The sequence below is a fragment of the Nitrospiria bacterium genome (assembly GCA_035498035.1).
In the GTDB taxonomy this organism is placed as follows: domain Bacteria; phylum Nitrospirota; class Nitrospiria; order JACQBZ01; family JACQBZ01; genus JACQBZ01.
Genome location: DATKAN010000055.1, coordinates 1 through 22,855, shown reverse-complemented (window position 1 = coordinate 22,855; position 22,855 = coordinate 1). Strand labels below are relative to the sequence as shown.

The window sequence follows — 22,855 nt, the reverse complement described above, 5'->3', positions numbered from 1 at the left end:
ATTCTGTAGACGAAGGAGGTATGTTCATAGGATGAACATATTAAGCCAAAAAAAATAATTGTCAAGAGGCCCAACGAATCTATCCGGCGAGCAAGGCGGGCGAGCGGGGGAGGATAATGGCGACGCTAGCCCCTGAGATAGATATCCCATAACATAAACAGGGTCCATCCCAGCACGGTGGCCAGAAGGGGTCGATCGGTCAAAAAGGATTCCGCCGCGCGACCTCCATGGCCTCGGTGATGGATCAAGTACAGGTAGCGAAACATCCCGTACAGCACAAAGAAAACCGAATAGATTTGGAGCGGACCATTATTGATCGTATACAGGGCGTAGGACACGACCGTCGCGGCCAGGACGGCGCCGATCATCTGATCGAGAAAGGCCAGGGAGTACTGCTCAAGCACTTTCCGATGGGCCTTCGCCTGCCCGCCCAGGAGGACCAATTCGTGTCGTCGCTTGGAGAACCCTAAAAACACGGAGAGCAGCATGGTGCACAAAATGATCCAGGCCGAGGGGAGGACTGCGACGAGCGCCGATCCGGCCAAAACCCTCAGGACAAACCCGGCCGCGATCAGGAGGACGTCCACGATCACCCAGTCTTTAAGCCCGATGGAGTAGGCGAGGTGCAGCAGGCTGAAAACAAAGGCGACCATTCCGAAGCGAAGGTCGAGCGCGGAGGCTCCGATCAAGCCGACCAGGATCAGTCCGAAGGAAATCCCGCCGGCCATGGAAGGAGGAAGAAGGCCGGACGCGATGGGACGAAGGGCCTTGGCGGGATGGCGCCGGTCCTCCTCTCGATCCATGAGGTCGTTAAACAGATAGGCCCCGCTGGACAGAATGCAGAACAGGAGAAAGCCCAACAGGGACTTGGCCGCCAGCGGATAATCTATGAGACGACCCGAGAATAAAAGGGGGGCGAGGACAAAGAGGTTTTTGAGCCAATCGAGGGGCCGCAATGCCGTAAGCCCTGCGGCGGCCCCGGAAGTCCGGTTTTTCGTGGATGGGAAAACCTGCTCGGATGAATGGACGGCCATCAGCAAAACCCCAAAAAACGCCGGCTTTAATCTTAGGTAAGACAAGGAAGTTTGTCAAGAAACGGCCTTGACTCGTTCGCTTCGGGCGCGTAGAATCATCACGCCCCAGTAAGGAGCAACATGATTCGTTGTCGTCTCTTCCCCTCGATCATCTTTATCGGATCCCTCAGTTTCTTTGCCGTAACGAACTGCACTTCTTCGCGAGCCCCGGTCTCGCCGCATCCCGTCTGGACCAATTACGAGATGAACGTCAGCGTCTTCAGCCTGGCGTTTGAAAAAAACGATGTCTGGGTCGGGACCGAACAGGGACTGATCGAATACGATCTGACTCAGGATAGGATCGTCGCCCGGTATGACAGCAAGAAGGGTCTTGTGTCGGACATCGTGACCACGATCAAAGTGGATTCGAAGGGAAACAAATGGATCGGGACGCACGGGGGAGGGCTGGCCCGGTTTGATGGAAAGATCTGGCAGAATTTCAACGTTCCGGATCTGGCGGATCCCTATGTTTACGACATCCTGTTCGATCGGGCGGGACGGATGTGGGTGGCGAACTGGAAAGGGGTCAGCATCTTTGACGGGACCCGTTGGAAGAGCTACACCAAAAAAGACGGAATTGTGGATGACTGGGTCTATGCCCTGGCCATGGATCAGGACGGAGTGATCTGGTTGGGAACGGAGGGCGGCGTGACGCGCTACGACGGCCGTGGATTTGTAAGCTATACGCATAAGGACGGCGTCGGGGCGGACCTCAAGACCATCGGATCGTATGAAAAAATCGCCAATCCCAGCTTTCACCATCGCACGACGCCGGGAAAAGAAGCCGAGGGATACAACCCCAATTACATCCTGGCCGCCGCGGTCGATTCTCAAAACAACAAGTGGTTCGGGACCTGGGGCGCGGGGCTCAGCCGCTTCGACGGCAAACGTTGGACGACCTACACGACGCGGGATGGCCTGTCGGGCAACTTCATCTCGGACATCCTGATCGATTCGAGCGACAACCTTTATGCCGCGACGGAGGGGGGGGTGAGCGTGTTCAGCCGGGGCCGTTGGAGCCGCTTCACAACCAAGGACGGTTTGGTCGACGATGGCGTCTTCGCCGCGGTCATGGATCCTTTCGGGTCCAAATGGTTCGGGACGCTCAAAGGGATCAGCAAGCTGGAAGGTTTTTCCGCACCGGAATAGTCCCCTCGGGGCCTTCGTCTTCCGGCCCACGGAGACCCTGCGTGAAATGACGGAAATACAAGACATTCAACAGATTTGTGACAGTTTTTTGCTTGACACCACTGATGAAATTTTGTAGCCTAGGACACCTGTGGTGTCAGGTTTTTGTCGTCACGGGATAACGTGTTGGTAAATGAACGAGGCGTCTCCCTACCGGACTCCGTTTCCCAGGCCTTGCCCGGGAGCGAAGCGGGGAGTCGAAGAAGCGCCTTTTTGACTCACCACGAAGAGGGGGCATGAAGACCTCTCGCTATGTTGTTGCGGGTGTTCTCGTCGGCGGAGGGCTGATCGTCCTCGCGATGTCCGCACTGGGCGGAACGATCGTGGGATCGAGGCATGACCTTTCGGCCCTGAACCGAAGGGGCTACGGCAGCCCGACCGGCCCGATGACCGGCGGGTCATTCAACGATTACGGAGAGACCTGTATTTACTGCCACACGCCCCATAACGCCGGAACCACGGCGCCCCTCTGGAACCGCCAGCTTCCTACTCCGCTCGGTTATGAAATGTATTCCAGTCCCAATTTCGATTCGAGCGCGTCCGCTCCCGACGGCATATCACTCGGATGCCTCTCCTGTCACGACGGATCCGTGGCGGTGGACGCCGTACTCAACAAACCGAAGTTTCACGACTGGTACGATTCCGGGGTCCATTACCGCATGAGTCCGGAAGGAAATGTGGGTTCGGACAGCTGCGGGAAATGTCATAACCGTCAGCGGGGAGCCTACGGCGCGTTGAGCGGGGCCCATGACGCGACCATCCGTTACCTGACCCGGAACCTGCGGGACGACCACCCGATTTCGATTCCCTACCCGACCTTCAGCCAGGATTCGGCCTTCAACCAGCCGCTCATTGCCAAGGAAGACGGGGGGCGCAGCTTCCCGAACGGGGTTCAGACCTTCGAGGGCGACAAAGTTCAATGCGCCTCGTGTCATGATCCGCATAATCCGGACGAGAAGAATATCGAGGGACGAGACCCGTTTCTCCGGACATCGAACCGGTTCAGCGCCTTGTGCCTGACCTGTCATCAAAAATAACGGATGGAACCATGGGGATAAAAATTCAACGGAACCCTCCCATCTGGCCGATGATCCTTGTCCTGATCGCGACGGGCTGTGCCACGGCCCCGAAGCCCGTGGACGTCATCTGGCCCTTGCCGCCCGAGGAACCGAGAATCAAATACGTCAAGAGCATCCGAAGTTCGAACGACGTCGAACGGAAAAGTTTTTGGAAATCACTCGAAGAATTCATCACCGGATCCCAATCGGCCGCGCGCATCGCCAAGCCTTATGCCGTCCACATGGACGGAGAAGGGCGCTTGTTTGTGACGGACAGCGGGTGGCCTACCGTTTTGGTGTTCGACACCAAAAAACAGGAATTCACGATCATCGGTCTGGAAGGACCGGGCGTGCTGGCCAAGCCGATGGGGGTCACGACCGATTCGGCCGGCCGGATCTACGTGACCGACACGCTGGAGAATCGGGCCGTGGTGTACGATCACGACGGAAACTTTTTGTTCGGAATCGGCGAGAAGGGCCGGTTTGATCAACCGGTCGGCATCGTGGTCAACGAGGCGCTCAATCGCGTCTACATCGTCGATACCAAAAAACACAAGGTCTCCGTCTTCGACTCCAAAGAGGGGAAATTTCTATTCGAATTTGGGACTCGCGGCGTCGAGGACGGCCAGTTCAATTTTCCCACCAACATCGCGATCGACAAAGACGGCAAGCTGTATATCATGGATACGTTTAATTTTCGCGTCCAGATTTTCGACCCGGACGGGAAGTTTTTGTCCAAGTTCGGAAGCGTCGGCACGGGGCTGGGCCAATTTGCGAAGCCCAAGGGAATCGCGGTCGATTCCGAAGGGCACATCTATGTGGTGGACGCCGCGTTCAACAATGTCCAGATATTCGACCCGAAGGGCCAGCTGCTTCTGTTCTTCGGCGGGTTCGGAAACCGGGATGGACAGTTTTGGCTTCCTGCCGGGATGTACATTGACCAGGACGACCTGATTTACGTCGCCGATCAATACAACCATCGGATTAATGTTTATCAGTACCTGAGCGAGAATTACAAGGCCAGGCAGGCGGCCGCCCTAAAGAAATGAGTCGGGCCGTACAGGGAGTCGCATGCGATTTTCCACGGGTCAGGATCGGTCGGGAGACAAACGGATCGGGCGGCATTCGACCCTTGGCCGATTCCGCCTGGAGCGAGGAATCCTCGGCGTGTTCCTGGGGGTGCTTTTGATGGTCGCCCTGGAGCCGCCGGCGCAGGCCACACACGATGTGAGGCTGTCGGAAGACGTGAGCCGGACCAAGCACAATCTCTCCTCCAATCCCGATATCAACGCCACCGGCACGACCGAGATCTGTGTCTTCTGCCACACACCGCACGGGGCCAATATGGCCGCCTCGAGCAACGCCCCCCTCTGGAACCGCCTCCTGCCGGACGATACCAGTTACGAGGTTTACGGCTCCCCGAACTTCGACGCGCAGGACGTCACCGGGACGCGCCGGCCCAAGGGGGTGTCCCTCGCCTGCCTGTCTTGCCACGACGGAAGCATCGCCTTTGATGCGCTGGTCAACGGGCCGGGATCGGGGGGATTCAATCCGACCAATCTCGGCTTTGGCCGCGGTCCGGGGACCAGCACCAACTCGATCAATTTTTTCGGGGGCGGGATCGTGGACGGCGACAAGACCTTTAACGAGGGACTGCGGGATACCACGGAGGTGGAGAAGACCGGCGAGAGTCCTTTTTCCGGGGGCCTTCACGATCTGGTGCACGGCGGCGGCGGGGGCGAGGGAGCGCAGCCTTTCCCGAACCTGGGTCTGGATCTCCGGGATGATCACCCGATCGGAATCGAGATCCCCTGCCTCACCGATGCCCAGTTCAATCAAATCTGCCAGGACCTGACGACGTCCAAACTGGACGGCGGGACGGACGGGACCAGCGTCGCTTATATCAGCCGATCGCTGCCGCCCCCCGGACTGGCGGTCTGGCCGTTGGAAAAACGGGACCGCCTCCGCGCCTATCCGTCGACGGAGCAGCCCGGGCGGTATTATATCGAGTGCGCCTCCTGTCACAACCCCCATACCCCCCGGGTGTCGTTTCTGAGGCTGCCGAGCGGCGTTCCGGGCTTGGTCCAGAAGGACCTTTCTCCGTCGGATACTGCCGGAAACCCCGCCGGGAAAATGTGGGGTCAAATGCCCAATGCGGGCAGTGCGATCTGTTTGTCCTGTCATGCAAAGTAATTTGAGGATAAGATCAAGGATGGTTGCGGTAAACATGTCACCGGAAAGGAGGATAGGGCGATGCCATTGAAACGCAAAATTTTCATGCTGATTGCCGGCGCGCTGGTGCTGGCCGCCCCGATCGTGGGCTGGGCGATGCACTTGGGGACCACGACGCTCGGCCACCCCGAGGGTGCCGCGGGACCTCGCGCGGCGGAGGACGTTAGGAACACGCTGCACAATCTAAGCACGTCCAACATCATGGCCGGGATCAACATCAACGGGACGGCGACCTCGACGGCGGAGGTCTGCGTCTTCTGTCACACGCCGCACGGCGCGAATCCCAACACGATCGGGACGCCGGGTGCGCCGCCGTTGTGGAACCGGACGGTCGGGGCGTCGGGAAGCTACACGATTTACACAAGCCCCAATTTCGACGGGACCAATTCCGGCCAGCCCCAGGGCGTTTCCCTCGCCTGTCTGTCCTGTCACGACGGAACGATCGCGCTCGATTCCTTGATCAACATGCCCGGATCCGGCGGATTCCGGGTGGCCAACGAAACCCCTCCGGGAGGCACCACGAATTTGATCCAACCGGCGGGGGGGTCGGCCTTCCTGAGCGCGGGCACCAATACCATGAACAATGCGCAGAGGACGGATACCGGTCCAAATTATGAGCAGATCCTGGGAGGCGCCGCGCCGTTTCCGAACCTGACAACGGACCTGAGCGATGATCACCCGATCAGCATGGAGATCCCCTCCACCGGCGCCGGTCCCGATCCCCAGTTTGACCAGTTGATCAATAATTCGGGCGCGCCCGATCCAAGCGGGTTGACGCTTTTGACACGGACGGGAACGGTCAATCAGGATAAGCGGGATACCCTCCGTGCCTATCCGGCCGCGGGGGGCGGCCGGCCTGCGGGCGGTAAATATATCGAGTGCGCCTCTTGCCACAATCCGCATGCGCCACGGCCGATGTTCCTCCGGCTCCCCAGCCGCTATGATTCGGCGTTGGCGCTTCCATCCGGCGGCGGGGCGACGACTGTGAACGACCTATTGGGTAATGGGGATGCCACCTTGCTCGCGGATAATCCAAACGCGGGAAGTTTGATCTGCATCTCCTGCCATCAGAAATAAGGGAAAAAGGGCGCAGGGCCCTGCGATAGGATCTTGAGGGGATAAACCAACGGCATTGCGGGGGCGGGGTGAACCCGTCCCCGCAGGCCGAAATATCGCGGTTCATTTCCTGGATGCTTCCCGCTGTTCCGAGGTGAGGCATCCTGTTTTTTATATATGGATAAATAAAATCAAATGGGCTCAGCGAGCAAGGGGAGCGAGAGGGGGAGGACTTCGGAGAGCTCAGTCGAGCCGCTCCGTCCCGACTTCGGCGAGCTCAGTCGAGCCCCTTTACATAGACAAGCCCGCGGCGGGAATGGAGGGGGCCGGATCCAAGCGATCTTATTGTTCGCGCTGCTCTCTGTTTCGGGCGGCGGCGTCCAGGCCGGCGGGCCGGAAACGCATGCCGGCGGCGACAACGTAGGGACCGCGTTATCCAAACCGGTCGCTTCGGTGAACGGCGTCGATATCCGGGCGGCCGATCTTCAGAAGGCCATGGAGGAACGCATCCCGGAGACCGGTCATCGCACGATTTCCCAGAAGCGACTGGCCGAGATCCAAAGCGAAGAGCTGGATAAACTCATCGGCCAGGAGATCCTGTATCAAGAGGCCCGGCGCTTGAAGATCAATGTGAAGGCGGAGGCCGTCGAGGCCGAGATCCGGAAGATCCAGGGCCGGTTTCCGTCGGAGGAAAAATACCGGCGGGCGCTGGAGGTTCAAGGGCTGACCCCGGAGGATATCCGAACCGGGGTCGAGAGACATCTGGCCATTCAGCAGTTGACCGATCGGGAGGTTCGTTCAAAAATCAGCATCAGCGATGATCAGATGAAAGTATATTATGACCGTCATCCGGAACAGTTCATGCGGCCGCAGCAAATCCGGTTGCGGATTTTATTGATCCGGGTGGATCCCTCCGGGCGTGCGGCGGATTGGGAAAAGGGCCGTCAGAGGGCGCAGGAATTGGCCGACCGCGCCAAAAAGGGGGAGGATTTTGAAAAACTGGTGCGGGAGTTTTCGGAGGATGAAGACCTGAAAGCGACGGGAGGCGATACGGGTCTTCTTCATCAAGGGCGTTTGCCCTATGCCGAGCTTGAAGGGGTGGCGTATGACCGGGACGTGGGTTCCATCAACGATCCGGTTCAGACGCTTTACGGATACGTGGTGTTCAAGGTGGAGGAGAAACAACCGGCCCGGCAGATGGCCTTTGAGGATCTCAACAAGGACCTGTTGCGGAATGAAATGCGGAAGTCCGCGACAAACGCGAGGTTGAAAGAATGGATGGACGGCCTTCGTGCGAAGGCTGAAATCAAAATCTATTGATGCGTATCACTCGTTGATTCAATCTGAGGGTCGATATTTTAAGATAGATCTTTCATCGGGGCGCGGGGCCGTTGATGCAAAGGGGAGTCGAGGGGTCTTTTAACCGGTGGATCCGTTCCGCGTTTTCAGGGAAGTGTCGTCAATGGAGAGAGACAGGGAGGGCCGGATGGCCGTGGCCAAGGCCCAACGGCCGCTGGCTGTGGATGATGGCGGTCTTATCGATCCTTGTGGAATGCTCCGAGGCCCGGGCGCGCCTTCTCAATATCGGGGGCAACTTAGACATCAATTACAACACGTCCACGACTTTTTCGGACACCAACGTGAGTAACACGACCAGCACCATTCGTTCGCTCAATCAGCAATACGGCCTGTATGTATTTGGGGACGCCAATCGCCTCGGCGGGTATCGCGCCGATGTCTCGTGGCTGGACCAGGACGTGAAGCTTCACCAGACGGATCAGGAAAACCGTTTTAATGTGATGGATTACCGGCTCACCATGAATTTGTTTCCGGTATGGTCTCCCCTGAACCTGAGCGCTCAACGGGTGGACCGGAAGAACGACCTGAGCATGAACGGCACAAGTTTGTCTACCACCGATCATATTAATTCGCTGGGTGCGAACTGGGTCGTCAACCTCCAGAAAATACCGCGATTGGTCCTGAACTTCCAGCAGACCCATCTCGACTCGAATACCGGAACTCAGTATCTCACCCGGACATTCACCGCCCTCACCGATACGACCATCGGGGCGAGCCATCTGTCGGGCGGCTACCAATACAGTGAAGCGGACACCAACACCTCCTCCGCCTCCACCTCGAACGGCTTCAATCTCGACCTCAATTCCGAATTGACGACCAGCCTCACCCTCACCGCGTACGGACGCTACGCCCAACGGCATATCCCCGAAGCGGTGACGGCGATTCCCCTGGTTCCGGGAGGACCGACCGCCGGGGTGTCCTTCTTTCAGGAGCGGAGTCTCGGCACCGCGCTGATTTATCGCCCCCTCCTGTACTGGTGGGATGGCATGGCCAGTTATAACTACAGCGAGACGCCCTTCTTTAATGATTTTAAGACCGAGACCGTTCAGGGATTGGCGAACCTGCGCTACAACGAAAAAACGGACTCGTCCTTCGACGGTCGATACCTGCACATTTCCGTCACCGACTCGACCATCAACTCCGAATCGGCCGATGCGACCTTGAACTACCGTCCGATCTTCGGCCTGACGACCGGCCTGGCCGGCAGCGCCGGGCTGACCTCCACGATCAACACGGGGACGCCGGACACCAATAATCTCTTCCAGCAATACCGTTATAACATCATGTATTTCCGGCCCTGGCAGAATCTTCAGTACCGGACCTCTTATCAGATCAGCTACGGTGATTCGACCACGAATCCGATCGGGGTCGATTCCACCGACCTGAGCAACAATATCACGCTGGGGGTGGATAACACCAATACCCAGATCCTCCATGTCGGTTTGAACGGGACCTACAGCAACATCCAGCGCAAGACCGATTCCGTCCGGACGGATCAAAACACCTATCTCCTTCAACTTTTTGGCGACAGCTCGTATTACAGGAATTTGATCATCAACTCCGATAGCCTCCTGCTCCGGGGCACGGCCAGTTACTCCGATACCACGGGATTCGGCGTGGCCGGAAGAGAGACTTCGGGCGACCTGGAGGGCAACTACTCCACCCCGGTCGGGCTGGTGGCGAACGCGACCTACCGGATTGAGAAATATCCGATCGAGCTCCTTCTGGATCGGCAGATATTTACCGGCCAGATCCAGTACACCACCTATTTGATGCTGAACACGAACCTGCTCGCCTCGGTTAAGGATACGGAGGAGGACAACCGCTTCCGTCCCGATGTCAATGTATTGGAGGGCGACGCCACCTTAACTTATCAGGTCGGCAAGTTGATCCTGGGAATACAGTTCCAGGAGATTGAAACCCGGACGTCCGGCGACCGGTACGGGACCCGCTCCATCATGGCGCGGGCCAGCAGGCCGTTTTGATGAAGGGGGGCGCCAAGATCACCGTCGGACTTTTTAGGCTCTTGGGGCTGGGCTTGATTCTGACATCCTGCGCGACGACCGGGCTTGAGAAGGCCGACAAGGTGGAACGCTACTGGCCGTTGCCGCCCGATCCGCCGGTGATTTCGTATCTTAATAGTTTTTCCGAGCCCAAGGACCTGGGTGTTAAACGGAGTTGGTTCAGAATGACCGTGGAATTTCTGTTTGGAAAGGGCGCGGCTCCGCACATGCTTCGTCCCTATGCCGTGGCCACGGACGGAAAGGGGCGGGTCTACGTCACGGATACCGGCCTCCAGGCCGTCCATATTTACGATTTTGCGGACAAGTCCTATCACCAGATATTTTGGATCGAGCGGGGCCGATCCCGCCTGATGTCCCCCGTGGGGGTCGCCCTGGATGAAAACGGCCTCATTTATGTGTCCGATTCGGAGCTGAACCGGATCTTTGTTTACGAACCTAAAAAATGGAGACTGGTCCGGACGATCGGGGCGCCGGGGGAGTTTCATCGTGTGACCGGAATCGCCTATGATCCGAAATCGCGGAGGCTTTATGCGGTGGACACCGGGGCCCACAATGTATCGGCCTTTGATCTCTCGGGTAAAAAGCTGATGACGTTCGGACAACGGGGGGAAAAGGAGGGCGAGCTCAATTTTCCGACCCACATCACGATCGATGCCGAGGGAACTTTGTACATCACAGACTCGATGAACTTCAGGGTCCAGATTTTCGATGAGGAGGGAAAGTTTTTAGGAAAGCTGGGTCAGTTGGGAAACACCCTGGGTAGCTTTTCGAAGCCCAAGGGCGTCGCGGTGGACTCTTCCGGACATATTTATGTGGTGGACGGCATCTACGACACGATCCAGATCTTTGACCGGAAAGGCGAGCTGCTTCTGAACTTCGGCCATGCCGGCGAGAAGGAAGGGGATTTCTGGTTGCCGGCCGGAATCGCCGTCGACAAAAAGGACCGGATTTATGTGGCGGACACCTACAACCAGCGGGTGGAGGTCTTCCAGTTCCTGGGGGAACCTAAACCGTGACAAGGCCGTCCGTTCACCCTCGAAGACAGGGGGCGGAAGGAGAGAAAGGGAACAAGATGGGTCCAAATTGTACCGCAGTGAGTCTTGCCGTTAATAAACATGGGGCATGGGCCTTGATTATTTTTATGATCCTTCTGCACGGCTTCGGCCCGGCGGATGCCGTATTTGCCCAGCCCATACCGCCGGGGACCGTTCCCATCGAAGAGGACATCAAGATCACGAAACACAACCTTTCCAGCTCCGGGCTTGGTACCGTCAAATCCACCGAAACGTCCGAGATCTGCGTCTTCTGCCACACCCCCCATGGTTCCAGTGCCACGGCCTCCGGAATAAAAGCGCCGATCTGGAATCGCAACATCGACTATCAGAACACGCAGTCCTATACCCTCTACGATAATACCTGGAGCTTTTCGTTTGAAGGGACGTTGAACGATCCGAACAAACCCACGGGGTATTCCCGGCTCTGCCTGTCCTGCCACGACGGCACGATCGCGATCGGAACCGTGGTTAACAAGCCCGAATCGGGCGGCTATTTGAGCACGACCATCGGCATGACCGGCGTGCAGCCGGGCGGTCAAATGCCCCTGGGATCCGGGGGGTTCACCGGCGACACGCGAAACCTGGGCCGTAACCTTCAGAACGATCATCCGATCTCCTTTCGATTCGACTCCGCGCTGGCCACGGTGACGGACACCGAGCTGGTGGATCCCGGACCGCCGCCGGCGGGGATCAACGATGCGACCCCGCTGGCCCCGGCCGGCGGGTACAAGACCGGCGTGAAGCGATACGGAAGCACGGTAACGCCGATGACCTTTGAAAACGTTCAATGCACCTCCTGCCACAATCCCCATGCCGTGACCTATCCCAAATTCCTTCGGGCCTCGCGCTTCCAGGACGCGAGCGAGTCGGGGTTTCTGCCCTGCAGTCCGACGCCCTGTATCGGGGGTGGCGGACCGACGCCGGCGACGGGGCAGATCATCTGTCTTTATTGCCACAGCAAGCCGGGTTGGAGTCCCAGCACGCATTCCGTGAGCACGGCGATCCACGCGGCCTATCCGCTCGCCGATGACACCGCCACCCCCGACCCCGAGAACTACGATTTCGACGGGATCCATACGGTGGGGGCCTACGCCTGCCGCAACTGTCATGATCCGCACACGGCCCAGGGCGCGAAGAGGATCCATAAGGAAGGGGTCACGACCTTCGGTGGAAGCGACGCGGTCGAAAACACCTGCTTCCTTTGCCATGCGCCCAACGAGAAAAGCGTGAACGATGATTACATCGCGAATTTATTGCCGGCCGGAGATAAGACCTCCAGTACCAACCCTAGGTTTTTACCCAACGCGACCGCACGAAACGCCCCCGACATCTTTTCCGAATTCAACAAGGACAACTCGACCTGCGCGGGGGGCAGCGGCACGGGGAGCGCCATGTGTCTTCAACTCCCGACCTTGGTCCGCGGCCACGACCCGGTCTTCATCTCCCGTTCCCAGGAGGGGGTGCAGCTGAAGAGCGAAGGGCTGGCGATGGTCCCCGTCCTCAATGAGGAGCCGCCCGGGAGCAACACGCCGGACGAGGCGCATATCGAATGCGTGGACTGCCACAACCCGCATCAGGTGAACAGCCCGAATTTACTCGCCCTGTCCTACAACGGCGCGCCGAATGTCGCCCCGCCCGGTTTGCCCAACGCGAACGGGGAGGGGGGACGGCTCAAGGGAATGAAGGGGATCGGAATCGACGTCACGGGGACCCGTCCCATCGTGGTGGGTCGTTGCGAGCCGGGGTTCGTCATCTGCGGAACCGACATCACCATCAATGCGAAACACCCGTTGCTGGCCACCAAGAGCAGCGCGGACCGGGATCCCTACGTGTACGAGGTCTGTTTCCGCTGCCACGGCAACAGCTATACGAATCTCTTCGGGCCGATTTCAGCCAGACAATACCGGAATCCCGACGATGTCATCGCCTTAAATGTGCCGCAGAATTATGCCAGCTATGTATCCATTCCCTTCTCGCCCCGGACGGATCCGACCAACGGTCCGACGGGCGATCAATTCAGCTATATGGGCTTCAGCAACAAATGGCGCGAGTTCAACCCGCTGTCCCATGATCTGGATACCCCCCCGATGATCAGCGTGGACCTGGCCCGGTTCGGAACGGCCGTCTTTTCGCACACACAGCAGCCGAACCCGGCCTACCATCCCGTCGTGGTTCCGGGCCGCAACGGCTCCCCCCAGCTGTGCAAGCAACTGGCCGCCGCATTTGGAATAAGCAATTGTCAGACGCCGGCCGATACGCTTCCTTCCGCCGGCGCAGCGACCAGCGCGCTGTCCAACTTAACCATTCAATGCACGGATTGTCATAACAACAATAAATACGATGCCTATAACAATTTATTAAGCATTACTCCGGTTACGGGTTTCTCAAGCAATTCCGATCGAGGTTTCCTGGGTCCGTTGACCGAGTCCAACCTCCGACCAACGGATGTTTGGCCCGGTCTCAATTTTCGTGTGGATTATATTACGGGCCGGCCGAGCCAACCCATCGGACCGCACGGCTCTATCCATCGGCGCCTCCTGCGGGCCAATTACGATACCAACATCCTCGCGCCCGGCCGCTGCTTCGAGCAGCAAGATCCCCCGGGTTGCGCCAGCGGGGACGGGTACAGCGGGAGCGGGGTCACTCACGGCATTGCGGGCGGAGGGGCCGGATCGAACCCCAGCCATTTTCAAAAGTTCCTGCTCTGTTTTCAGTGTCATGATCGCGCGGCCTTCGATCCGGCCGTGACGACGACCTATTACGGGCAGACGACCCTGGGGGATAAGGACCGCAGCCTTACACGGTTCTTCGGCCTGGCGCCTTCTTCCGCCGGGGTGGACTCGTGGTGGAACGGAAACCTTCATATGTACCATCTCCGGTGGAGCGGCGCGATGTGCCATGAATGCCACTACAACGTCCACTCGAACATCGAAGCGCTCAACACCATTTACGGCGACGGTCACGGCGGGGGGCTGGCGGACGACGGCGTGGACGGCATGCCGGACGGCGTCCGGGGGACGCACCTGATCAATTTCGGCCCCCTGGTCGAAGGGACCACGAACCATAAGCCGATGTGGTTCTACGACGGCTCCGCGTTCCGGTGTTACTTGCGCTGCCACAACGAGGTGATGGACTCCTGCGCCTACCAGGCCACCAGCACGGGCACACCGAACGCACGGTGGTGCGCCGGAGGCCGGAATCCGGGGACGAGCGGGTGAGCTTGCCGGTGCGAAGGTGAAAAGTCGAAAAAGGTTAAAAGGGTTGGCCACCGTTCTAAGCGTTCTGGCCCTGACGCCTTTCAACCCTTTAACGACCTGGGCGGGGATACCGGAGAACATGGTCCTGATCCCGGCCGGGAAGTTTTTAATGGGCAGCTCGCCGAAAGACGGGCGGGTCGGTTTTACCGTGGGGGTGGACGAGTTGCCGCAGCACACCGTCGATCTGAGGGCGTATTATATCGACCGGTACGAGGTGACGGCGAAGCAGTACGGCCGGTTCATTGAGGCAACGGGAAGAAAGCCCCCCGGCGACCCCCGGTTCCCTGAAATTTATCCGTGGGCCCGGGAGGGCGGGGTTCCGAAAGAGTTTGAAAACCACCCGATTATTTATGTATCATGGGACGACGCCGAGGCGTATTGCCGGTGGGCGGGCAAAAGGCTTCCGACCGAGGAGGAATGGGAAAAGGCCGCGCGGGGAACGGACGGGCGGATCTGGCCCTGGGGAAACATCTTCGATCCCCGCAAGGCCAATGTCCAGGAGTATAAATCCGGGGGGACCTTGCCCGTCGGGAGTTTTCCGAAGGGCGTGAGCCCCTACGGGGTCTACGACATGGCCGGAAATGTGGCCGAATGGACCGCGGATTGGTATCAGGCCTATCCGGGGAGCAGGCTCGTTCGAAGCGCCTTCGGGAAAAACAAGGTAGTCAAGGGCGGCGCCTACACCTTGCCGGGCGAACCCTATGCCCGGTCGGCCAGCCGCACCATGGCCCGCGAACCCGGAATGCGGCATCGGTCGATCGGTTTCCGGTGCGCCAAAGATTTGAAATGAGTTTCAAGGTGGAAAAGTTGAAAGGTTTGAAGGTGGGGAAGGTATTTCCCTTATTAACCTTGCTGACCTTTCAACCGTTCAACCTTTCGGCCGCAAACGTCGCTGGGCCGGCGGACATGGTGCGGATCCCCGCGGGCGAGTTCATGATGGGCAGCGACGCCAACGACGGGAAGATCGGGTTCGAGGTGGGCGTGGATTCCATTCCGAAGCACACCGTCTCCGTGCCGGCGTTCTGGATCGACCGGTATGAAGTGACGATCGGTCCATACCGGAAATTCGTGGCCGCCACCGGACGCGAGACGCCCTCGATCTGGAAGGACTATAAAGAATTCGGATATCCCGCTCCGGAGGACCATCATCCCGTGATCGACGTGAATTTTTATGACGCCGAGGCGTATTGTCGCTGGGCGGGCAAACGGCTTCCGAGCGAGGAGGAATGGGAGAAGGCCGCGCGGGGAACGGACGGGCGGATCTGGCCCTGGGGAAACCGCCTGGACCTCCAACGGCTCAATACGGAAGACTCGAAGCGCAACTGGACGACGCCCGCCGGGAGCTTTCCCGGGGGGGCCAGCCCGTACGGCGTGTACGACATGGCCGGAAACGCGATGGAATGGACCTCCTCCATTCTCCAATCCTACCGGGGAGCTCCGAAGACCATGGCCCCGGACAAAAAATTTCGCGTCCTGAGGGGGGGATCGTGGGGCATGCCGGCCAATCCTTTCGCGCGACCGGCCCATCGGCATTTCCGCCTGGCCGAATTGGCCCAGCCGGATTTCGGCTTCCGCTGCGCAAAGGACGCGGACGAACGTACGGGTGAACCACCGAAGTGATGGCAAGGCGATCTGAAGACCGACCGGGATTTCATGGAAGCCGTCGAAGCGGATTCGCCGCCGGTCTATTCTCCTTGTTCATCCTGGCGCTTCCGTTCGGCTGTGCATCCCTGCCGCCCGCGGTTCCTCGCCCGAATCCGGAGACCCCCATGGTCTACGTGCCGGCCGGGTGGTTTCTCATGGGCAGCACGGAGCGGGATGGAAGAATCGGGTTCGAGATCGGGGTGGATGAACTTCCGCAGCAGAAGGTCTACGTCCGGGGGTTTTACATCGACCGTTATGAGGTCACGGAGGCCCAGTACCTCCAATTTTTAAACGCGACGGGCTCGAAGAAATATCCGGGCTATTGGAAGGAGGCGGGCCGGGCGGATCATTTCCCGGAGGGGTATGACCAATACCCCGTATCGGACGTGGACTGGTTTGATGCGGCGGGCTACTGCCGGTGGGCGGGGCGGCGCCTCCCGACCGAGACCGAGTGGGAAAAGGCCGCGCGGGGGACCGACGGCCGCCTCTGGCCCTGGGGCGATCGCTTCGAGCCCGGATGGGCCAACACCCTGGAGAGCAGCGCGGCCTGGAAGGCGCCCGCGGGTCAGGGGCATTACCGGGTGCCGGGATGGAAGGCCCCGGTCGGCGGCCACCCGGAGGATGTCAGCCCCTACGGGGTGTATGACATGGCCGGCAACGTGAGGGAATGGACGTCCACGGCCTATCGCTCTTATCCCGGCAATCCGTCGAGGATGGTCAAGGATCCCGGAAGTTTTAAGATCATCCGGGGAGGCTCCTATTTGACCGAGGCCGCATTTTCGAGGACCGCGGCGCGTTTGGCGATTCTTCCGACGGTCGGGCCCCGGGAAAAAGACGGTTGGCATTCGGATTATACCTACGGTGTCCGATGCGCCAAGGATTAAGAGGAAGCCGGATCGTTGTGAGCTGAAGCGGTGAGCCGTGCGGCATGGCCGATCGTTATTTCCGCGGTGATCCTGGCGGGCTGCGCGGTCATGCCGTCCGATGCGAAGCGCGGGGTTCAGGGCGGACGGCTTGTTTATAGCTCCAACCGGGACGGGAACTGGGAGGTTTACCGAATGGATCTGGCGACCGGGGAGGAAAGCCGGCTGACGCGAAGCCGCGGGGACGATATCTGGCCGGTCTGGTCGCCGGACGGGACGCGGATCGCGTTCGTTTCGACCCGTGACGGGAATAAGGAAGTTTATGTCATGAAGGCCGACGGCACGGGTCAGACCCGGCTGACCGCCACGCCCGCCGACGAGGAGGATCCGGACTGGTCGCCGGACGGGACGCGGATCGCGTTTACGTCGGTAAGAGACGGGAACGAAGAAATCTACGCGGTGGACGTCGGGACGGAGATCCCGCCCGTATCGACGCGGGAGCGGCGCTTGACCCACGGAACGGCGATGGATGCCATCCCGGTCTGGTCTCCGGATGGAACGAAGATCCTGTTTGTCTCGACCCGGGACGGAAACCCCGAGGTCTATGTCATGGAGTCCGACGGGTCCCATCCGACCCGGTTGACCTACAGCCCGGCGAACGACGGCCTGGACACCCATCTCTGGTCGCCGGATGGGACGCAGATTGCGTTCGTGTCCGAAAGGGATTCGAACCTCGAGGTCTATGTGATGGCCTCGGACGGAACCCGGCTGCGCAACCTGACCGACAACCCGGCCGCGGATGACGGAGCGGTCTGGTCGCCCGATGGACGCTTTCTTCTGTTTGTATCCGACCGGGGCGGCGGGGAGCAGATTTACCGTATGCGGTCGGACGGCTCGGAACTCACCCGGTTGACGAACGATGCTGAGGAGCATTTCTGGCCGGCCTGGTCGCCGGACGGAGGACGGATCGTGTATACCTCGGGCCGCGATCGGTTTTCGGAAGTTGAGATTCTGGACCGGGACGGATCTCACCCGACCCGGTTGACGCACAGCCATGCGGAGGAGAAATGGGTATCGTGGGCCCGATGATCGTGAGACGACGCGGAAGGATCGGCGCGGGCGCAAAAAGCGGGGCTGCGAACCTTCCGGCTCGCCCTCGCAACACGCCCCGGGCGATCTTCGTGTTCCTGGCCTTGTCCTTTCTCTGGCATCCCGCCTCGGTTTGGGCGAAGCACACGGCAAGTCGGGTCATCTACGGGCCGACCCAACTCTACGTGACGTTAAAAGGACTCCGGCAATTCTATGTCATCGACCGGAACGATCCGACGCAGGTCCGCAGGGTGCCGGTGGACTCTCCCCCCTGCGGCGGATTCATCACATCGAACGGCCGTAATTTTTACGTCGCGCTGGGCGAGGCGGATGCGATCGCGGTGGTGGATACCCAATCGAACGTCATCCGGGCCAAAATTTCGTTGAAGGATGAGCAGGGGCATTATATGGACCCGGGCGGGATGGCCGTCTCGCCCGACGGCAAAACGATCTTTGTGGCCAACGAGTCCGGCGACAGCCTCTCCGTCGTGGACATGGCCAGCCGGACCGTCAAAAAACGGATCCCGATGGGGATCGGGCCCCAGGGCGTTGCGATTACCCCGGACGGAAAATCCCTTTACGTAACCGACCTCTATTCGATCCGCGCGGTGGACACCGCGACCGGAGAGGTCAAGGCCCGCTTGAACGTGGAGGATCCGGGCTCGGCTGCGGCCCGAACCGTCGTCCTTCCGGACGGCGAGGAGATCTTCAGCGGGCCGAGGGACATCGTGATGGCGCCGGACGGCCGGGCGGCTTATGCGGCGATCGAGAACAGCGGGGAAATCGCGATCGTGGATACGGGAACGAACCAAATCCGGAATAGGGTGAAGGTCGGGAGCTACCCCGGCGGATTGGCCCTCTCGCCGGACGGCCGCTCCCTTTACATCGCGCACCGCGACGCGCGTGAGATCTCGGTCCTCGATACGGCGAGCGAAAGGGTGGTCAGGAAAGTCACGGTGGGGAAAGACCCGTGGGACATCACCGTTTCACCCGACGGCCGGACGGTCTATGTCGTCAATCAAGGGTCCTCGGACGTTTCGATCGTGGATTCCTCCGACTATAAAGTAATAAGGACCGTGGCCCTGGCCGGGCCGACGGCCCAGGCCCCGCCCGTCGGTCCGACCCGGTCCGACCGCGACCACAAGATTGCCTTCGAATCCCGGCGCTCCGGGAACTGGGAGATCTATCTGATGGAGGCCGACGGGACGCATCAAATCCGTCTGACCCACACCACGGCCGAGAATCGGGCCCCCTTCTGGTCCCCCGACGGCCGAAAAATTCTATTCGTTTCGGACCGGGACGGAAACAAGGAAGTATACGTGATGAATGCCGACGGATCGGGACAGCGCAATCTCACCCGAAGCGCGGAGGATGACTTCAGTCCCTCCTGGTCGCCGAACGGTCAATGGATCACCTACGTCTCCAAGCGAGACGGGAGCCGCGAGATCTACCGGATGGATCCGGAGGGAGGGCGCCAGACCCGTCTGACCGCGGCCGGCGACAACTGGAATCCCAACTGGTCCTCCGACAGCCGAAAAGTCGCGTTTGTGTCGAATCGCGACCATAACAATGAAATCTACCTGATGAACTCCGACGGGTCGGATCAAGTGGACTTGACGAAGAACCCGGCCGAGGACGGCCGCGGGAGCCATTCGTGGTCGCCGGACGGCTCCAAAATCGCCTGGGTCACGAACCGGGACGGGAATTGGGAAATCTATGTCATGAATGCCGACGGGTCCAAACCGGTTAACGTGACCCGCAGTCCGGCGGAGGAAGGAGTCGGCATGTTCGTCTGGTCGCCGGACAGCCGGCGGATCGCGTTCATCTCGACGCGGGACGGCAACGAAGAGGTTTACATCGTCAATGCGGACGGGACCGGTTCGTTGAACCTGTCGAGAAACCCGGGGATGGATGACGTCCCCCTTTGGTCCCCGGACGGCGAAAAAATGGCCTTTGTCTCGAACCGGACCGGCCATGACGAAATCTACGTCATGGACGCCGACGGGCGGGATCAAGTGCAATTGACGTTTACGAAGACGAGGGAGGATTACCCCCGCTGGCAACCGTGAGGATGAAGAGAGGTTAACATGCAAAAGGGTTCAACGGTGCAAAGGTCGAAAAATTTCAGGATTCGAAGGCTCCAAGGTTTAAATTTGAAAAAGTGCAAAGAGGGTTCAAGGGTCGGATCGTTCTTAATCCTTTCAGCCTTCTTAACCTTTCTACCCGTTGTCCCCGAGGCGATGGCCGGGCAGAAAAAAATCGTTTACGAGTCGAATGAGAACGGCCATTGGGAAATCTACACCATGAACGCGGACGGCACGGGCGCAACACGGCTGACGCACGGGCGGGCCGACAACCGCGCCCCCGCGTGGTCCCCGGACGGGAAAGAGATCGTTTTTGTTTCGGAGCGGGACGGAAACAAGGAGATCTACAAAATGGATGCCGACGGTTCGCATCAGGCCGACCTGACGCGCAACGCCGGTCAGGATTACAACCCGGCCTGGTCTCCCGACGGAGGCCAGGTGGCCTTCGTCTCGGATCGGGACGGCAATCAGGAAATCTATTCCATGACGGCGGACGGGGGCCGGGTCCGACGGCTGACGCGGAGCGAGGCGCGGGACTACAGCCCCGACTGGTCGCCGGACGGCACCAAGATCGCCTTCGTGTCGAGACGGGACGAGAACTACGAAATCTATCTCATGGACGCCGACGGAGGGCATCCGATCAATCTGACCCAGAATCCCTCCGAGGACGGGCGGGGGTTCCATTCCTGGTCTCCGGACGGGGCCTCGATCGCCTGGGGAACGGACCGCGATATGAACCGGGACGGAAACTGGGAGATCTACGTGATGAATGCGGACGGTACGAAGCCGAGGAACCTCACGCGGACCAAATCCGACGAACAGATGGGGATGCAGGTCTGGTCGCCGGACGGGCGGCAGATCGTCTTCACAACCACGCGGGACGGCAACAACGAAATTTACGTGATGAACCGGGACGGTTCCGGTGTGAAGAACCTTTCGCGAAATCCGGCCGTGGATGCCCAGCCGGTCTGGTCGCCGGACGGCAAGCAGATCGCCTTCATCTCCAACCGGGACGGCGCGGAGGAGGTTTACGTGATGGATCCCGACGGCGGCCATCCGAAGCGCTTGACCTTCAACCGCGACGGGGTCGGCGCGCCCCGGTGGCAACCGTAGAAGGGAACCGAGGGGGCGGCGAGGAGGATGCGATGAAGGATCTTGGGGTTGAAGGGCCGGAAAGTTTAAAGGTTAAAATGAGAAAAATATTTTCGACCGTCCTGCCGTTGCTGGCCTTTCAGCTTTTCGTCGCGGGCTGCGCGATGAACGATGTCACGGTGCTGCCCATCCGGGCCTTGCCCGCCAACGCGGTCCATCCGGTCTGGTCGCCGGACGGGAAATCGCTGGCGTTCGAAAGCGACCTGGCCGGAAATTGGGATATCTGGACGATCCGTCGGGACGGAACGGGGCTGAAACAGATCACGCACGAGCCGAGCAACGAGCGTTTTCCCTCCTGGAGTCCCGACGGCGCCCGACTGGCCTATGCGTCCGATCGCGGCGGCAATTGGGACATCTGGAGCATGAATCTCGACGGGACGGACCACCGTCAACTGACCGTGTACAACGGACTGGATATCGCGCCGGTCTGGAGTCCGGACGGGAAGCGCATCGCCTTCGTTTCATCCCGCTCCATGGATGTGCTCGTCTGGGTCATGGATGCGGACGGCGGGAATGTCCAGGGGATGCCGAACATCCGCTGCGGCGATTGGGTCTCCGCCTGGAGCCCGGACGCGCGATCGGTGGCCGCCGTCTCGTCGATGCGGGGGAGGAGCGACATCTGGTTGATCGATACCCGGGACCGGACCATCAAACAGCTGACCCAGAAGACGGAGACCCGGCGGGACTTTCTCCCGGCCTGGAGCCCGGACGGAACCCGGATCGCCTTTGTCTCGGAGCGGAACGGGCATCGGGACGTCTGGGTCATGGACCGCGACGGGAACAACGAGCGGCGCCTCGGCCGGAATGTCCTGGGAACGCGCGAAATGAAATACAATGTGGACAAACAGGTTTTCGACGGACTGAGCTTTCTCTATCTTTCCTGGAGCCCGGACGGCCGGGATCTGGCCTTTACCCGCGTGAACGAGGCGGGGCGCGGAGAGATCGCCGTGATGCAGGTGGCTCAGCAGACGAAATGAGAAAAAACGTCGCGGCTCCCGCCGGCCCGACCGGCGGTGTCCGGTTTGTCGCGTTCTTTGTCAGCCTGATCTGCTCCGGGATGCTTCTTTCGGCCTGCGGCCTGTGGCGTGAAACGGCGCCGCCGGCCCTCTGGCCCCAGGAGGATCTGGACCGCGTCTTTTTTCTCGACCCTCAGCGGGGCTGGATCGTCGGCAAGGCGGGTTTGATCCTCCACACGGAGGACGGGGGGGAAAACTGGACGGCCCAGACGAGCGGTACCCCGAACGGACTGGGCGGCGTGCAGTTTCTTGATTCCTTGCAGGGATGGGTGATCGGGGACAACGGGACCATCCTGAAAACGCTCGACGGGGGAATGCGCTGGCGGCCGCAGCACGCCGGGACGTCGGCCCATCTGTTCAGCCTCCGTTTTGTGGATTCCAAACGGGGCTGGATCGTCGGGCGGGACGGGACGATCCTCCATACCGAGGACGGGGGGGAGCATTGGCGCCCCCAGGCGAGCGGCACGCAAAGCTATCTTTACAGCGTGTCCTTTGTGAACGCCAAGCGGGGCTGGATCGTCGGGCGGGACGGGCTGATCCTCCACACCCGGGACGGCGGGGAGACCTGGGAGAATCAAGTGCTGCCCGAAGGCTACTGGCTCTACGAGGTCTTCTTTCTCAACGAGCGGCAGGGCTGGGCGGTCGGCAAGGACGGGGTCGTTGTCTCCACCGCGGACGGAGGCCGGGCGTGGCAGCGCCAGACCG

Annotated in this window: 18 protein-coding genes; 17 read left to right on the top strand and 1 reads right to left on the bottom strand. The window is 60.1% G+C overall.

Going from position 1 to position 22,855, the window contains the following annotated elements; all coding sequences use genetic code 11:
- Positions 1 to 125: 125 nt before the first annotated feature.
- Entirely contained in the window at positions 126 to 1,034 is a 909-nt protein-coding gene (locus VMN77_10675; GenBank protein ID HTN44246.1) for a decaprenyl-phosphate phosphoribosyltransferase, read from the bottom strand.
- 120 nt (positions 1,035 to 1,154) lie between these two features.
- On the opposite strand from VMN77_10675, the gene VMN77_10670 reads away from it, so the two are divergent.
- From VMN77_10670 to VMN77_10590, 17 genes are all read left to right on the top strand, one after another.
- Positions 1,155 to 2,222, top strand: a complete 1,068-nt coding sequence (locus VMN77_10670; GenBank protein HTN44245.1) for a two-component regulator propeller domain-containing protein — start codon at positions 1,155 to 1,157, stop codon at positions 2,220 to 2,222.
- Positions 2,223 to 2,497: 275 nt separating this feature from the next.
- Positions 2,498 to 3,298: a cytochrome c3 family protein gene (locus tag VMN77_10665; protein HTN44244.1), complete on the top strand. Its 801-nt coding sequence runs from the start codon at positions 2,498 to 2,500 to the stop codon at positions 3,296 to 3,298.
- Positions 3,299 to 3,309: 11 nt separating this feature from the next.
- The gene (locus tag VMN77_10660; GenBank protein HTN44243.1) at positions 3,310 to 4,368 is read left to right on the top strand and encodes a 6-bladed beta-propeller; all 1,059 of its coding nucleotides are present in this window, start codon (positions 3,310 to 3,312) and stop codon (positions 4,366 to 4,368) included.
- 22 nt (positions 4,369 to 4,390) lie between these two features.
- Positions 4,391 to 5,512, top strand: a complete 1,122-nt coding sequence (locus VMN77_10655) for a hypothetical protein (protein HTN44242.1) — start codon at positions 4,391 to 4,393, stop codon at positions 5,510 to 5,512.
- 60 nt (positions 5,513 to 5,572) lie between these two features.
- The gene (locus VMN77_10650) at positions 5,573 to 6,628 is read left to right on the top strand and encodes a hypothetical protein (GenBank protein HTN44241.1); all 1,056 of its coding nucleotides are present in this window, start codon (positions 5,573 to 5,575) and stop codon (positions 6,626 to 6,628) included.
- Between the two features lie 174 nt (positions 6,629 to 6,802).
- Positions 6,803 to 7,927 (top strand): SurA N-terminal domain-containing protein, encoded by a 1,125-nt coding sequence (locus VMN77_10645; protein ID HTN44240.1) that lies wholly within the window; start codon positions 6,803 to 6,805, stop codon positions 7,925 to 7,927.
- Between the two features lie 203 nt (positions 7,928 to 8,130).
- On the top strand, positions 8,131 to 9,951 hold the full coding sequence (locus VMN77_10640; GenBank protein HTN44239.1) for a hypothetical protein: 1,821 nt from the start codon (positions 8,131 to 8,133) through the stop codon (positions 9,949 to 9,951).
- The gene (locus VMN77_10635) at positions 9,951 to 11,006 is read left to right on the top strand and encodes a 6-bladed beta-propeller (protein ID HTN44238.1); all 1,056 of its coding nucleotides are present in this window, start codon (positions 9,951 to 9,953) and stop codon (positions 11,004 to 11,006) included. The genes VMN77_10640 and VMN77_10635 overlap by 1 nt, the downstream gene beginning before the upstream one ends.
- Before the next feature lie 56 nt (positions 11,007 to 11,062).
- Positions 11,063 to 14,263 (top strand): cytochrome c3 family protein, encoded by a 3,201-nt coding sequence (locus VMN77_10630; GenBank protein HTN44237.1) that lies wholly within the window; start codon positions 11,063 to 11,065, stop codon positions 14,261 to 14,263.
- A 16-nt stretch (positions 14,264 to 14,279) separates the two neighbouring features.
- Positions 14,280 to 15,092, top strand: coding sequence for a formylglycine-generating enzyme family protein (locus VMN77_10625; protein HTN44236.1), 813 nt, complete (start codon positions 14,280 to 14,282; stop codon positions 15,090 to 15,092).
- 8 nt (positions 15,093 to 15,100) lie between these two features.
- Positions 15,101 to 15,922, top strand: a complete 822-nt coding sequence (locus VMN77_10620; protein ID HTN44235.1) for an SUMF1/EgtB/PvdO family nonheme iron enzyme — start codon at positions 15,101 to 15,103, stop codon at positions 15,920 to 15,922.
- The gene (locus tag VMN77_10615; protein ID HTN44234.1) at positions 15,922 to 16,830 is read left to right on the top strand and encodes an SUMF1/EgtB/PvdO family nonheme iron enzyme; all 909 of its coding nucleotides are present in this window, start codon (positions 15,922 to 15,924) and stop codon (positions 16,828 to 16,830) included. The genes VMN77_10620 and VMN77_10615 overlap by 1 nt, the downstream gene beginning before the upstream one ends.
- 30 nt (positions 16,831 to 16,860) lie before the next feature.
- Positions 16,861 to 17,898 (top strand): DPP IV N-terminal domain-containing protein, encoded by a 1,038-nt coding sequence (locus tag VMN77_10610; GenBank protein HTN44233.1) that lies wholly within the window; start codon positions 16,861 to 16,863, stop codon positions 17,896 to 17,898.
- Positions 17,877 to 19,967 carry a beta-propeller fold lactonase family protein gene (locus VMN77_10605; GenBank protein ID HTN44232.1) on the top strand — a complete coding sequence of 697 codons (2,091 nt, stop codon included), beginning with the start codon at positions 17,877 to 17,879 and terminating at the stop codon, positions 19,965 to 19,967. The genes VMN77_10610 and VMN77_10605 overlap by 22 nt, the downstream gene beginning before the upstream one ends.
- An 84-nt stretch (positions 19,968 to 20,051) precedes the next feature.
- Entirely contained in the window at positions 20,052 to 21,095 is a 1,044-nt protein-coding gene (locus tag VMN77_10600) for an LpqB family beta-propeller domain-containing protein (protein HTN44231.1), read from the top strand.
- A 32-nt stretch (positions 21,096 to 21,127) separates the two neighbouring features.
- Positions 21,128 to 22,111 carry a DPP IV N-terminal domain-containing protein gene (locus VMN77_10595; protein ID HTN44230.1) on the top strand — a complete coding sequence of 328 codons (984 nt, stop codon included), beginning with the start codon at positions 21,128 to 21,130 and terminating at the stop codon, positions 22,109 to 22,111.
- On the top strand, positions 22,108 to 22,855 hold a 748-nt coding region (locus VMN77_10590), incomplete at its 3' end, for a YCF48-related protein (GenBank protein HTN44229.1). The genes VMN77_10595 and VMN77_10590, both read left to right, overlap by 4 nt.